The sequence below is a fragment of the Oceanisphaera litoralis genome (assembly GCF_016907015.1).
GTDB classification, from domain to species: Bacteria; Pseudomonadota; Gammaproteobacteria; order Enterobacterales; family Aeromonadaceae; genus Oceanimonas; species Oceanimonas litoralis.
This window is the reverse complement of the sequence record NZ_JAFBBE010000021.1, coordinates 20,956-34,572: the sequence shown is the minus strand read 5'-3', so window position 1 is coordinate 34,572 and position 13,617 is coordinate 20,956. Positions and strand designations below refer to the sequence as shown.

Here is a 13,617-nt window from a genome sequence, read left to right as displayed (position 1 = left end):
TAGCAATATCGTCTTGATTTGGAGCGGGAAACGAGATTCGAACTCGCGACCCCAACCTTGGCAAGGTTGTGCTCTACCAGCTGAGCTATTCCCGCAATAACTTTCTTAGTACCCAATATCGCTCTGGTAGCAATATCGTCTTGATTTGGAGCGGGAAACGAGATTCGAACTCGCGACCCCAACCTTGGCAAGGTTGTGCTCTACCAGCTGAGCTATTCCCGCAAAACATTTCTTAACTTCTTAAAACACCGGTCTGGTAACCCATGCTTTCAACTTGGAGCGGGAAACGAGATTCGAACTCGCGACCCCAACCTTGGCAAGGTTGTGCTCTACCAGCTGAGCTATTCCCGCAGTAATCTTCTAACTCTGTGCATGGGGCTGCGTCGCGACCTTCATCAACTTCAGCAAGGTTGTGCTCTATCAGCTGAGCTAGTCCCGCACTCTGGTTTAACCTGTAGTAATCAGCAGCTTGCTTCACAATTGCGACTGGCTACGGGAGGCGAATTATACGAGCCGATTGATCGAATGCAAGAGTTTTTTCTCACCTGTATTCCGTTTGGCGAAAACATCGGCAAAAGAGTAAGAGGCGCTTATATCTTGAACACCGTCTGCCGGTAGAACTGCAGTTCGGCGATGGACTCGCGAATATCGTCCAGTGCCTGATGGCTGCCCTTTTTGGTGAATTGCTCCAGCAAGGCCGGCTGCCAGCGACGCACCAGCTCCTTGACGGTGCTGACATCCACATTGCGGTAGTGAAAGAAGGCTTCCAGCACCGGCATGTGCCGCACCAGAAAACGCCGATCCTGACCAATGGAGTTGCCACACAGCGGCGAGGCCTGCTCCGGCACCCATTCACGCAAAAACGCCAGGGTCTGTGCCACCGCCTCTTCTTCGGTCACCTTGCTCGCCTGTACCCGCGCCACCAGCCCGGAGCCGGTGTGCGTACGCACGTTCCATTCGTCCATCTTGGCCAGTTCGGCCTCGCTTTGATGGATAGCCAACACCGGCCCTTCGGCCAGTATATTCAGCTCTTTGTCGGTGATGATGCTGGCGATTTCGATAATCTTGTGTTCATCCGGCTCCAGGCCGGTCATCTCCAGATCGATCCAGACCAGGTTTTCTGCGTTTTGGCTCATGTTATCTCTCGAAGCTCGGTGGCAATAGGGACAAGTTCCAACGGGAAAGTGTATCATAGCCGGCAATGAAAACAGGTTCGAGGATATCGTGACCAAGAGAAGAAAACTCAGCAAAGGCCAGAAGCGGCGGGTCAGTGATAATCACAGCCGTCGTCTCAAGCGCAAGCCCGCAGACACCATTGACGACAGTCAGCTCGGCCCCCAGCAGGATGGGCTGGTGATCAGCCGGTTCGGTCAGCATGCGGACATCGAAGACAGCGAACAACAGGTTCACCGCTGTAACATGCGCCGTACCCTGTCGTCGCTGGTCACCGGCGATCGCGTGGTCTGGCGCCCGGGTCTCGATACCACTCAGGGCATCAGCGGCGTGGTGGAAGCGGTACACCCCCGGCAGACCGTGCTGACTCGCCCCGACTTCTACGACGGCATCAAGCCGGTCGCCGCCAATATCAGTCAGATAGTACTGGTGTCCTCGGTGTTGCCCGAACTGAGCTGTCACGTCATCGATCGCTATCTGGTCGCGGCCGAAGACGTCGAGATGCCGCCCATGATAGTGCTGAACAAGGTCGACCTGCTCAGCACCGAGCAGCGCCAACAGGCCGAACATGCGCTGCAGCGCTATCGCGATATCGGTTATCAGGTACTGCTGGTCAGTTGCGATACCGGCGAAGGCCTGGAAGAACTCAAAAACGCCTTTAAAGATCACACCAGCATCTTCGTCGGTCAGTCCGGGGTGGGTAAATCCTCGCTGGTCAATGCGGTCATGCCCGAAGTAGAGGCCGTCACCGGTGCCGTGTCCGACAACTCCGGTCTGGGCCAGCACACCACCACCACGGCCCGGCTCTACCATTTTCCGTCCGGTGGCTCGCTGATCGACTCGCCCGGTATTCGTGAATTCTCGCTGTGGCACCTGGCCCCGGAACGAGTGGCCTGGTGTTTCCGCGAATTTCGGGAATACCTCGGCGGTTGCCGCTTTCGCGACTGCAAGCATCGCACCGACCCCGGCTGCCTGCTGCAGCAGGCGAAAGAAGAGGGACGCATTCATCCCGAACGTTTCGAGAGTTATATGCGCATCATGGATGCCATGGCCGACAAACCCAGTCGCCATCATCCCGACGCCTGATTATCATCCCCGTCATTTTTCGGAACCATCATGACAGACCATTTGAAAATTCTGCTGCAATACCTGCTTCCCAAGCATCTGTTGTCCCGCCTCGTGGGCCATCTGGCCGCGATGGAGGGCGGCAACTTCAGTCAGTGGCTGATCCGTCGTTTCATCCGCCAGTACCGGGTGGACATGAGCGAAGCCCGGCATGAAGATCCGGCCAACTATGCCAGCTTCAACGACTTCTTTACCCGCGCCCTGAAAGAAGACGCCCGTCCACTGGTGGACGGCGACGAAGTGCTGGCCATGCCGGTGGACGGCGCCATCAGCCAGCTCGCGTCCATCGAACAGGGTCGCATCATCCAGGCCAAGAGCCACGATTACAGTGCCCGGGCCTTGCTCGGTGGTGACAAGGCGCTGGCCGAGCCCTTCATGGGCGGCGATTTCGCCACCATCTATCTGGCGCCCAAGGACTATCACCGCATTCACATGCCGGTCGATGGCGTGCTGAAAACCATGATTTACGTGCCCGGCGAACTGTTTTCGGTCAACCCGCTGACCGCCTCCCGCGTGCCCGAGCTGTTTGCCCGCAACGAGCGGGTGGTGTGTATTTTCGATACTCCCGCCGGCCCCATGGCGCTGGTGCTGGTAGGGGCGACTATCGTGGCTAGCATCGAAACCCTCTGGGCGGGTACAGTAACGCCACCCACCGGCAAGCGGATTCAGCGCTGGGATTACGACCCGGCCACCGCCCCTCGCCTGGCCAAGGGCGACGAAATGGGTCGCTTCAAACTGGGCAGTACCGTCGTCTGTTTGTTTGCTCCCGGCAAGGTTACACTGTCCGAGCACCTGCTGCCCGGTACCCCTACGCGTATGGGAACCGAGTTTGGCAGACTGAATCAGGATTAACCTGAATAGCCGCGGCCCAACCGGTGCCGCGGCCTGAATTTTCTTTTTGTTGAGAGCCAACCGTGTTCGCGCCCATCCTGTTGTTGCTAGCCTTACTCCTCCCCGTCCCGCTGCTGGCCGATCAGAGCGTTGCCGATATCGAAGCCCTGCTGTCGGAAGTACCCGAAGGTGACAGATCCGAGCTGAAGAAGCTGCGCGACGATTATAACCAGGCCCTGCAGCTGGTACGCGAAGGCGATCGTTATCAACAACAGGCCAGGGATCTCAAGAAATTCATGGATGAGTATCCGGCCGAGCTCAAGAAGCTGGAGCAACAGCAGGCCAGACTCAAGCCGACGGATACCGGTCATATTCCCCAACTGGATGAAGAGGCGGTGCAGCAGGCACTGGTGGATGTGCAGGCCCGGCGGCTCGAACTCAGGCGCCAGCGTGAAGAGCTGAACAATGCCCTCAACCTGCAGGAGCTGAGCAACAGCGGCCTGCACGACTTGCTCGACGATCTGCGCCAGCAACTGCGTAACACCCAGCAATCACTGGATAAGCTGCAGTTTTCCGAGACTCAGGGCCAACAGCAAACGGCCACTCGCATCCTCGCCATGGCGCGGGAACAGAGCCTGCAGCAACGGATCCAGACCCTGGAGCTGGAACAGCTGTCTTCCGGTAACAGAGACAGCATCAACCGGCTGAAGCTGGACATACTGCAACGCCAGATACAGGATCTGGACGTCACCATCGACGCCCTGCAGCAGCGCCAGAACGAATTGCGCCGCGCCACCACGGAAGCGGCCATTGCCGAAAGTGATCGGCTGCTGGACGAAGTGGAAACCGACTCCCTGCTGCTGGCCGAACAACAGGTGGCCAACCAGCGCCTGTCCGGGCTACTGAGTGAAAAAAGCCGGGAAGTGGAATCGCTGCAGCTGGAATATCAGGCGGTAGAGCGGGCCGCCTCCGAACTGGCCGACATGAAGGTCAACCTCAAGGAACAGCTGGAGTGGTTGCAGGTCAGCCGCGGTTTCGGCGAAAACCTGCGTACCCGCCTGAGCGAGTTGCCCCCTCCCTATTCCCTGCCTCAGCTCGAGGCCCGCATCGTGCAAAGCCGGGTCGACAAATACGGCTATCAGGAATCACTCGATAACCTGAGAAACAACAGCTACCGTACCGAGTTATTGCTGAGCGACAAGGCTCAGGGCATCACCGCATTACAGCGGATGCAGATCGACGAACTGCTGACCACCCAACGCCGGCTGCTGGAGCGACTGATCAGCGCCACCGACAATCAAATCCATGAACAGACCCGCCTGAAAGTCGCCTACAGCCGGCAAAACAGCCAGTTGCAGGAGATTCGCGCCCTCACCGACGAGCGCCTGTTCTGGCTGCCGGACTTGCGTCCCATCGGCACCCAGTTTCCGGCCGCGCTGATGGAAACCCTGGGCTGGCTGCTGACCCTCTCGACCTGGACCGCCCTGCCCCAGACACTGCTGCAGCAAGGCGGTGCCAGCCTGACCCTCTATGGTCTCAGCTCGCTGCTGGTGGTCTATATGTGGATCCTGAGCCGCCGCAGCCTGCGCAGCTATCTGGAAAAAATCAGCCCTTATATCGGCAACGTGACTCAGGACAGATACGACTACACCTTCAATACCCTGCTGCTGAGTCTGCTGACCGCCATGCCGATACCGGCCCTGCTGTCGCTGCTCGGCAATGCAATCGACTCGCCCTGGGCCCCGCAGGTGGTCATCGCCCTGGCGGATGCCTTGCATCAGCTGATGCTGCCGGTGTTCATTCTGCTGTTCGTCGGCAACCTGATGATGAGCAAAGGGCTGCTGATAGTACACTTCAACCTGCCCCATGATCGGGTGCGCCGGGTCTGGCGCCAGTTCCAGACCCTGATGCTGGCGCTGCTGCCCGCCCTGCTGCTGTTTTATGTCGCCGATGCATATCGGGAGTATTCCCTCTACGACACCCTGGGCCGGCTCGGCTTTATGTTGATCTGCCTGCTGACCAGTCTGTTTTCCTGGCGCCTGTACCGGGAAGACCTGCCGCTGCTGGTGTCGCCGCTGCGGCAGGAACACCTGACCCTGGTAAACCATCTGCTGTGGGGGCTGCTGATCATATCGCCCCTGCTGGCCCTCGTCGCCACCATCATGGGCTATCTGTTCACCGCCCATACCCTGCTGCGCCAGCTGGAAATCTCGGTGCTGGTGGGGATGGGCTTTCTGATGTTCTACAACCTGGTACGCCGCTGGATGCTGATCCAGCGCCGGCGGCTGGCCTTCGAGCGGGCCAAGGCCCGGCGGGCCGAGATACTGGCCCAGCGCAAGGAAAAGGAAGATCTCACCGAGCCGCCGACCAGTCCGGAGGCGGAAGCCGCCGCCGTGGCCGAGGTGGACCTGGACATCATCAGTGCCCAGTCGCTGGGGCTGCTGCGTTCGGCGCTGATGCTGGGCTATCTGCTCAGCCTGATGCTGCTGTGGTCCGAGATCCATACCGCCTTCAGCTTCCTCGACAGCATAGAGGTATGGCAGGTGTCCAGCAGCCTGGCCGGAGAGGACACCCTGGTGCCCATTTCGCTCAAGGATCTGGTGATTGCGCTGTTCGTGGTGGTGCTGACTTCGATCACCGCCCGCAACCTGCCCGGCCTGATGGAGCTCAGCGTGCTGCAGCACCTGAACTTGTCACCGGGTACCGGCTTCGCCATTACCACCATCTCCAAATATCTGGTGCTGATAATCGGTGCCTTCACCACCTTCGCCATGCTCGGCATCGACTGGTCCAAAACCCAGTGGCTGGTGGCGGCGCTGTCGGTGGGCCTGGGCTTTGGTCTGCAGGAGATTTTCGCCAATTTCGTTTCCGGCCTGATCATACTGTTCGAGAAACCGATCCGTATCGGCGACACCGTGACCATCCGCGATCTGACCGGCAGCGTGTCCAAAATAAAGACCCGAGCCACCACCATAGTGGACTGGGACAGACGCGAAATCATAGTGCCGAACAAAGCCTTCATCACAGAGCAGTTCGTCAACTGGTCGCTGTCCGACGCCATTACCCGGGTCAGGCTGATGGTGCGAGTACGGCTCGACGCCGATGTCGAACTGGTACAGCTCCTCATCAACGAAGCCATCGGCGAATGTGGGCGGATCCTGGATAACCCGGTGCCCGAGGTGTTTCTGGTGGAGCTGACCGACTCGGCGCTGGTCTACGAGGTACGGGTCTATGTGGAAGACATGAGCCATCGCATGCCCATGACCCATGAACTGCATAATCTGCTGCTGAACCGGCTGCGCCGGCACGATATCAAGATACCGCACCAGCAGGTGGATATCCGGTTGCTCGGCGAGCAATCCACCTCTTCCTTCTTGCGAGATTCCGGTGCCAAGGCGGCTAAAGAATAGCCTGCGGCAGCCCTTGCCTTTTCGACCCGATCGGGAGTAAATAAGCTATCACTCCCGATCGGAGTTCTGCTCATGTTCATCTTTTTCATCTTTCGCCTGTTCGCCCTGACTCTGCTGCTGAGCGGTTGCGCCGCCCCCTACGACTATGCCGAAGACACCGATTTTCGCGCTTTTACCAGCGTGGCACTGGCACCATCCGGTGATGTTCACTCGCTGGATGGCGCCCGCATCGGTGCCGCGGCCAAGGCCATGCTGCCGGCACGCGGCCTGCGCCTGACCACGCCGGATCAGGCCTCGCTATGGCTGCATTACCGGTTGCTGCAGGAAACCCGGCTGCTGACCACAACGCCAAGCATGTTCTCCCGCCATGGGAACCTGTGGGATGATGAGGAGAGGGTCTATGGCGCCGTGCGGCAGCAGAGACTGGAGCTGTGGCTGACACAAGCGCACAGCGGCAGGGTACTGTGGCGCAGCAAACACCCCAGGGCCTTTCCCGCCGACAACATCAAGGGCATGGAGCGCCGCCGCCGCATAGAACAGCAGGTCGCGGAACTGCTGCGCAACTATCCGCCCCGACCATGAGGTGTGAGGTGTGAAACCACTCACTCGCCAAACCGTTGCAGCTGCATCTCCTGCAGTCGGCTCAGGGTGCGACGAAAGGGAAAGGCCAGCGCCCCCTGGGGGTATAACTCATTCAACGGCACAGCCGCGTCAATATAGAGCGGAATGCCGCGGTCGTAGCATTCGTCGACCAGGGCGATAAAGCGGCGCACGCCGTCGTCCTGCCGGGACAACGCCGGCAACTGGCGATCTCCTGCCGCTACCTGGGTAACGCCGTCCTCTGTGCCGCGGGCAATGGACGCTTGCTGCCGGCTGCCGGTGAGGCTCGGCACCTCGCCCAGAAGAATATGATGAAAACGGTCGCACAGCTCGATGAAGTCCAGCGCCGCCAGCGGCTGTTCGCACAGGTCGCGATAATGACACCAGAGCACTCCATTACCACGCCGCACCACCCTTATCTGGCGGTGGCCGAGCGTGAATGGCCTGGTGCTCCCCTCCTCCACCGTCAGGGTCGCGAATTCCGCCGCCAGTGCCTGCGGCTGCTTTACCCAGTAGCGCTGTTGTTGCTGCCCCGGATGCAGCCGGTGATCCTCGCCGCCGTCCACGCTCAGCACCTGCATATGACGGTTCATGGCCGCGACCGCCGGCAGAAAGCGCTCGCGATTAAAGCCTTCCGCATAGAGGCCGTCGGGCGGCTGATTCGAGGTGCTGACCAGCACCAGTCCCTGCTCGAATAGCGCTTGCAACAGGCGGCCCAACAGCATGGCATCGCCGATATCGCTGACGAACAGCTCGTCCAGACACAAGACGTGCGTCTCGGCGCTCAGCTCCCGGGCCAGCACGGTCAGCGGGTCTTCGGTGCCACCCAGCTGAAACAGCCGCTTGTGTACCCAACGCATGAAGTGATGAAAATGCTGTCGTTTCGCCGGCACCGTCAGACTCAGGTGGAAGCGGTCCATCAACCAGGTCTTGCCCCGCCCCACCGGCCCCCACAGATAGATGCCGGTAATCTCCGACTCACCCGCCTGCAACTGCCGATAACAGCGCTCCAGGCACTCGGCGGCCCTGTGCTGGGCCGCGTCATCTTTAAAACCGGATTCAATCGCCTGCCGATAGGCGGCATAGGGAGACAAGGCTGACATCAGATCCTCTATCTGGTCGGGTATCGACTGGCTATTAAGCCAGATTTTTCGCCAGACTGACAATCCGGGTGGCGGCAGAAATAAAAACAGCCTGCCCGGCTAGGCCGGGCAGGCTGTTAACCCAAGGGAGTATTCGATCAGGCCAGCGCTTTAACCAGTTCCAGCACGTCCTGCTCGATGCCGTCCAGCTCGGCATCCCAGTTGGGACCTATGCGTACGCCGTCTTCGGACATGTCTTCTACCCAGACTTCGAGAAATTCGGCCAAGGTGATTTCGAAGGGTTCATACTCGGCCCATTCATCCACACACTGCACTTTGGCTTCATTCTCGGTAGACCATACCGGCATCACTTCGGTATCTTCAAACTCGGACGAGTCGCAAACGACCCACTCATCGCCGAAGCGCAGCCCCCACATTACCCGGTTGGCTGTGACTTCATCGAGAAAACGCTGGTAATTTTGCTGGTGGCTATCGCTCATGTTGTTCACCTTTGGGCTGATAACGGGGAAGATACCCCAGATGGGGCGATACTGAACCAAATTCCCCCTAGACTCAATCAAAAACAATACTAATACACTGCGGCAGAAGGGCCAAAGGTCCACACTTAACATAGGAGGTGACGTATGAAGTTACCCGCCAGAAACCGGGTCGCCAGCCTGGATATCGATGCTCAATATACCTTTACCCCGGCCTGCCCGGACGAGCTGCCGGTGCCCGGCGGCGATACCATTGCCGATGAGCTTAATCGCCAGGCCGCCTTTGCCGACTACCGCCTGGGCTCCAAGGATGCTCACTCGCCCCGGGCGCTGTGGGTCAGTAGCGACAAGCGGCCGCCGTTAAGCCCCATAGAGGGCGCCAACATGGATATTCGCTGGCCCCGCCACGCGGTGCCCGGCACCCGGGGCTTCGAGCTGCTGGACGGTCTTCCCCACCCGGCCGACTATGACTTTTTCGTCTGGAAAGGCGTGGAGCCGGACATGCACCCCTACGGCGCCTGCTATCACGACCTGGCCGGGCGCATGAGCACCGGACTTATCGAGTTTCTGCACAGTAACAAGATCAACACGGTACTGGTCGGCGGCCTCGCCACCGATTACTGCGTGCGCCATACGGTGCTGCAACTGCTGGACGCCGGCTTCAACGTGGTGGTGAACCGCTCCGCCATTCGCGGCGTGGACGACGCGTCCAGCCGACATGCCATGGCCGAGATGCTCCAGCACGGCGCTCATTTCGTGCATGACAGCGCCCAACTGGAGCAGGCCGATGACTGAGCCCGTAATCCGCTCTCTGCTCGATACCGATCTGTACAAGTTCACCATGATGCAGACGGTACTGCATCAGTACCCGGCCGCCGAGGTGGAATACCGCTTTCGCAGCCGTAATACCGAACTGGACTTCAGCGACTGCGTCGACGACATCGAAGCCGAAATCGAACATCTTTGCCAGCTGCGCCTGACCGAAGACGAGCTCGCCTATCTGGGCCAGCTCGAATACATCAAGTCCGATTTCATTCACTTTTTGCGGCTGTTCCGGCTGGATAGGCGCTTTATCCACCTGAGCTGCCACCGGGGCGAGCTGGAGCTGAACATCAAGGGACCCTGGCTGCACACCATACTGTTTGAGGTGCCCTTGCTGGCCATCATCAGCGAGGTCTATTGTCGGCGCCATGATCCCGGCCACGATGGGTCGGCCGCCAGGGCTCGGCTGCAGGACAAAATCAGCCTGGTGCAGGCATGCCCGGATAACGACGATTTTCGCTTTTCCGACTTCGGTACCCGCCGTCGTTATTCCCGCGCCTGGCAGCAAGAGGTGGTGACCGAGCTGGCACGGCAATTACCGGTACAGTTTGCCGGCACCAGCAACCTGGATCTGGCCCGGCGGTTGGGGCTCAAACCGGTCGGCACCCTGGCCCATGAATTCATGCAGGCCTTTCAGGCGCTGGGACCCCGGCTTATCGACAGCCAGAAGATGGCGCTGGAAGCCTGGGTACACGAATACCGGGGCCAGCTCGGCATCGCCCTGACCGATGTGGTGGGCATGGACGCCTTTCTGCGCGACTTCGATCTCTACTTCGCCAAGCTGTTCGACGGTCTGCGCCAGGACTCCGGCGACCCGGTGGAATGGACCGAAAAGGCCCTGGCCCATTATCGCCGTATGAACATAGATCCACGCAGCAAGACCCTGGTCTACAGCGATGGTCTGACCATGCACAGCGCCCTGGAGTTGTATCGGCAATTCCGTCATCAGTGTCGTCCGGCCTTCGGTATCGGCACCCACCTGACCAACGACATCATGAGCCATTCGCCCATCAACATAGTGCTCAAAATGACCAGCTGTAATGGTCAGGCGGTAGCCAAGCTGTCGGACAGCCCGGGCAAGGCCATGTGCGAAGACCCCGGCTATCTGGCCTATCTGGCCCAGGTATTCGACGTAGAACCGACCACGGTCAAACAGCCGCCAGATGTAAACTTATAGTTACAGTAACTGTAAACCCGGCTCGGCAGCTTCCCTTCTCAATCGTCTGCCGTCTCTCTACATTAGAGATTGAGATTGAGATTGATTGGAAAATGGGAATGCCCGATGAACGCGACCCGATATGTGGCCCGCAAGCCGGACCCGGATGGTGTTATCCGTTACAGCGGTGAAGAAAATGCCATCTGGCACACCCTGATCGAGCGCCAGCTGGCGTGCGTGGAAGGCCGGGCCTGTAATGAATACATGACGGGTCTGGCCCGACTGGCGCTACCTCGCGACCGGATTCCTCAGCTTGAAGACATCAACCGGGTGCTCGAGCCCGCCACCGGCTGGCAGGTCAGCCGGGTGCCGGCACTGATCTCCTTCGACCGCTTCTTCGAGCTGCTGGCCAACCGGCGTTTTCCGGTCGCCACCTTTATCCGCCGCCGGGAAGAGCTCGATTATCTGCAAGAGCCGGACATCTTTCACGAGCTGTTCGGCCACTGCGCCCTGCTCACCAACCCGGCTTTCGCCCGCTTTACCCATGCCTACGGCCAGCTTGGGCGCGACGCCAGTCCCAGAGATCGGGGCTTTCTGGCGCGCTTGTACTGGTTTACCGTGGAATTCGGCCTGCTCAACACCCCCGGCGGTCGCCGCATCTACGGCGGCGGCATCCTGTCTTCACCGGGCGAAACCCGTCATGTGTTCGAGTCGGACCTACCCGATTTTCGTCCCTTCGATATACTGGACGTGCTGCGTACTCCCTATCGCATCGATATCATGCAGCCCATCTATTATGTACTCGACGCCATCGACGATCTCTTTGCCATCGCCGACATGGACATCATGGCCGAGGTGCAAAAAGCCCGCGGCCTGGGGCTGTTTCCCCCTACCTTTCCAGCCGGAAAAAACGCCAGTTAAAGGAGTAAACATGACCGAACTTGCCCAACAACAGTGCGAGGCCTGCCGGGCCGATGCCCCCAGAGTCAGCGATGCCGAGCTGGCCGCGCTGATGAAAAACCTGCCGGACTGGACGCCACAAGCCCGGGACGGGGTGCGGCTGCTGGAGCGGGAATTCAAATTCAAGAACTTCAAGCTGGCCTGGGCCTTTGCCGATAAGGTGGCCGAGCTGGCGGAAAGCGAGTTTCATCACCCCACCATCACCCTGGAATGGGGCAAGGTCACCGTCACCTGGTGGACCCACGCCATCAATGGACTGCACCGCAACGACTTCATCATGGCGGCCAGAACCGATAAGTTGCTTGTGCCATAAGACGGAAGATTCGTCACTCCGGTGCAGGCCGGAGTCGATGGCGTAGTGGTAGGTTGGGACGAGGCACGAGTCCCAACCTGTCAGCTGTCGGGTCACGGGTTGTAATTCGCTACGCTCATTCCAGCCTGCTCTTCCCTCTTCCCTCTTCCCTCTTCCCTCTTCCCTCTTCCCTCTTCCCTCTTCCCTCTTCCCTCTTCCCTCTTCCCTCTTCCCTCTTCAGGCTTCAAGCTCCCCATAGGGGGTTGTCACACGCCCAGCCTGTCGCGCAGGCTGTAGTAGAGGGCCCCCATGGCGCTGAACGGCACCTGAAAACGACGCCCGCCGAAGAAGGGCAGATGGGGCAGTGTGGCGAAGGCGTCGAACCGCTCGGCCTGCCCCTTGAGTAGCTCCGCCAGCAATTTTCCCGCCAGATGGGTACAGGTCACCCCGTGGCCGCTGTAGCCCTGCATGTAATAGACATTGGGCTCCAGCCGCCCGAACTGGGGCAGGCGCGACAGGGTCAGCAGGAAATTGCCGCTCCAGCGATAATCGATCTTCACCCCCTTCAACTGCGGGAAGGTGTTCAGCAACTTGGGCCTAACCAGTCGCTCTATGTCATCCGGATCCCGGGCCCCGTACACCACGCCACCGCCGTAGATCAGCCGGCGATCGCCGGTGAGGCGGAAGTAGTCCAGCAGGTAGTTGCAGTCCTCCACGCAGTAATGGTTGGGGATCAGGCGTAACGCCTGCGCTTCGCTCAGGGGTTCGGTAGCGATCACCTGACTGCCGCAGGGCATGGCCCTGGCCGCCAGTGTCGGTACCAGATTACCGAGGTAGGCGTTGCCCGCCAGCACCACGAAACGGGCTTCCACCCTACCCTTTTCGGTCACTACCGTCGCCGGATCGCCGTGCCGGATGTCGACGGCCGCCGACTGCTCGAAGAGGCGGCCGCCGAGCTTGCGGATCGCTTCGGCCTCACCCAGCGCCAGGTTGAGCGGATGGAGATGACCGCCTCGATGATCGAGCAGCGCCCCCACATAGGCGTGTGTGTCTATTTCTTCACGCACCCGACCGGCATCCAGCAGCTCCAGATCCTGGTGGCCGTAACGCTCCCAGTCGGCTTTTTTCCCGCGCAGCGCTTCCAGCTGCCGTTTGTTGAGGGCGGCAAAAAGTCCGCCGGCACGGTAATCACACTCGATCTGGTACTGCTCGATGCGGCTGCGAATGATGTCGCCACCCTCGAACATCATGCTGCCCAGCATGCGGGCAGTCTCCTGGCCGTAACGGGATTCGATGACGCCGATGTCCCGGCTGTAGGAGTTGACGATTTGACCGCCGTTGCGGCCGCTGGCGCCGAAGCCGATACGGCTGGCTTCCAGCAGCACCACGTCGAAGCCGGCCTCGACCAGAAACAGGGCGGTGGAAAGCCCGGTGTAGCCGCCGCCGACCACACACACATCGCAGCGGATATCCTCGGTCAGTTGCGGCCAGCATTCATGCCGGTTGGCCGATGCTGCGTAATAGCTGTTGACGTGCTCCATGTCAAAAAGTCCTCTTGTGTCTACCCCGGTATCCATCGTTTCGTCATACCGGGCTTGACCCATCGTTGAGTCATACCGGGCTTGACCCGGTATCTTTCTGCAAGAAGATCCTGACTTTCGTCAGGATG

12 protein-coding genes and 3 tRNA genes are annotated in these 13,617 nt (G+C 59.8%); 8 read left to right on the top strand and 7 right to left on the bottom strand.

Annotation, left to right across the window (positions count from 1 at the left end; genetic code table 11):
• Positions 1-19: 19 nt before the first annotated feature.
• The 4 genes from HNR62_RS12955 to orn form a co-directional block, all read right to left on the bottom strand.
• Positions 20-95: transfer RNA gene (locus HNR62_RS12955), tRNA-Gly, on the bottom strand.
• A gap of 51 nt (positions 96-146) precedes the next feature.
• Positions 147-222 (bottom strand) — tRNA-Gly (locus HNR62_RS12950).
• A gap of 53 nt (positions 223-275) precedes the next feature.
• A tRNA-Gly gene (locus tag HNR62_RS12945) sits at positions 276-351 on the bottom strand.
• 239 nt (positions 352-590) lie between these two features.
• Positions 591-1,136 carry an oligoribonuclease gene (gene orn, locus HNR62_RS12940; protein WP_204796510.1) on the bottom strand — a complete coding sequence of 182 codons (546 nt, stop codon included), beginning with the start codon at positions 1,134-1,136 and terminating at the stop codon, positions 591-593.
• A gap of 88 nt (positions 1,137-1,224) precedes the next feature.
• Here orn and rsgA point away from each other — a divergent pair, with 88 nt between their 5' ends.
• The 4 genes from rsgA to HNR62_RS12920 all read left to right on the top strand — a co-directional run bounded on the left by rsgA (position 1,225) and on the right by HNR62_RS12920 (position 7,121).
• Entirely contained in the window at positions 1,225-2,259 is a 1,035-nt protein-coding gene (rsgA, locus tag HNR62_RS12935; RefSeq protein ID WP_204796509.1) for a small ribosomal subunit biogenesis GTPase RsgA, read from the top strand.
• Positions 2,260-2,289: 30 nt separating this feature from the next.
• Positions 2,290-3,150: an archaetidylserine decarboxylase gene (asd, locus tag HNR62_RS12930; protein ID WP_204796508.1), complete on the top strand. Its 861-nt coding sequence runs from the start codon at positions 2,290-2,292 to the stop codon at positions 3,148-3,150.
• 62 nt (positions 3,151-3,212) lie between these two features.
• Positions 3,213-6,539, top strand: a complete 3,327-nt coding sequence (gene mscM / locus HNR62_RS12925; RefSeq protein WP_204796507.1) for a miniconductance mechanosensitive channel MscM — start codon at positions 3,213-3,215, stop codon at positions 6,537-6,539.
• Positions 6,540-6,611: 72 nt separating this feature from the next.
• Positions 6,612-7,121, top strand: a complete 510-nt coding sequence (locus HNR62_RS12920; protein WP_239552798.1) for a DUF4136 domain-containing protein — start codon at positions 6,612-6,614, stop codon at positions 7,119-7,121.
• A 20-nt stretch (positions 7,122-7,141) separates the two neighbouring features.
• On the opposite strand, the gene zapE is transcribed toward HNR62_RS12920, so the two are convergent.
• Entirely contained in the window at positions 7,142-8,242 is a 1,101-nt protein-coding gene (gene zapE, locus HNR62_RS12915; RefSeq protein ID WP_204796506.1) for a cell division protein ZapE, read from the bottom strand.
• A 137-nt stretch (positions 8,243-8,379) separates the two neighbouring features.
• A complete protein-coding gene (locus HNR62_RS12910; protein WP_204796505.1) occupies positions 8,380-8,721 on the bottom strand; it encodes a DUF2750 domain-containing protein in 342 nt (113 codons plus the stop codon).
• 144 nt (positions 8,722-8,865) lie between these two features.
• Here HNR62_RS12910 and HNR62_RS12905 point away from each other — a divergent pair, with 144 nt between their 5' ends.
• From HNR62_RS12905 to HNR62_RS12890, 4 genes are all read left to right on the top strand, one after another.
• On the top strand, positions 8,866-9,513 hold the full coding sequence (locus HNR62_RS12905) for an isochorismatase family protein (protein ID WP_204796504.1): 648 nt from the start codon (positions 8,866-8,868) through the stop codon (positions 9,511-9,513).
• On the top strand, positions 9,506-10,717 hold the full coding sequence (pncB, locus tag HNR62_RS12900; RefSeq protein WP_204796503.1) for a nicotinate phosphoribosyltransferase: 1,212 nt from the start codon (positions 9,506-9,508) through the stop codon (positions 10,715-10,717). The genes HNR62_RS12905 and pncB overlap by 8 nt, the downstream gene beginning before the upstream one ends.
• A gap of 105 nt (positions 10,718-10,822) precedes the next feature.
• On the top strand, positions 10,823-11,617 hold the full coding sequence (gene phhA / locus HNR62_RS12895) for a phenylalanine 4-monooxygenase (protein ID WP_204796502.1): 795 nt from the start codon (positions 10,823-10,825) through the stop codon (positions 11,615-11,617).
• Between the two features lie 10 nt (positions 11,618-11,627).
• The gene (locus HNR62_RS12890; RefSeq protein ID WP_204796501.1) at positions 11,628-11,969 is read left to right on the top strand and encodes a 4a-hydroxytetrahydrobiopterin dehydratase; all 342 of its coding nucleotides are present in this window, start codon (positions 11,628-11,630) and stop codon (positions 11,967-11,969) included.
• A 245-nt stretch (positions 11,970-12,214) separates the two neighbouring features.
• Here HNR62_RS12890 and HNR62_RS12885 read toward each other — a convergent pair whose 3' ends face one another.
• Positions 12,215-13,489, bottom strand: a complete 1,275-nt coding sequence (locus HNR62_RS12885; RefSeq protein ID WP_204796500.1) for an NAD(P)/FAD-dependent oxidoreductase — start codon at positions 13,487-13,489, stop codon at positions 12,215-12,217.
• Between the last annotated feature and the right edge of the window lie 128 nt (positions 13,490-13,617).